This window comes from Roseovarius sp. A46 (assembly GCF_004126395.1).
Taxonomy (GTDB): domain Bacteria; phylum Pseudomonadota; class Alphaproteobacteria; order Rhodobacterales; family Rhodobacteraceae; genus Roseovarius; species Roseovarius nitratireducens.
In genome coordinates this window covers 280-534 of sequence record NZ_PVWS01000107.1, presented here as the reverse complement: position 1 = coordinate 534, position 255 = coordinate 280, and the positions used below count along the sequence as shown (strand labels likewise).

1 pseudogene is annotated in these 255 nt (G+C 60.4%); it reads right to left on the bottom strand.

Annotated features, from left to right (window positions below):
• A pseudogene (locus C6W92_RS17545) lies at positions 1-255 on the bottom strand (IS481 family transposase); the annotation flags it as partial.

Here is a 255-nt window from a genome sequence, read left to right as displayed (position 1 = left end):
AGCATGTGCTGCAAGAACTCCCATGCGGTGCGCCTGTCGGCCTTCTCGACGAGTTGGGTCACCGCGAACTTGCTTGTTCGGTCAATGCCGACGAAGAGATAGAGCTTGCCCTGGGCGGTCTGCACCTGGGCGATGTCGATGTGGAAAAAGCCGATCGGGTAGCGCTTGAACTTCTGCCGTTTCGGCTTGTCACCGGCCACGTCCGGCAGGCGTGATATGCCATGGCGCTGCAGACAGCGATGCAGAGAAGACCGC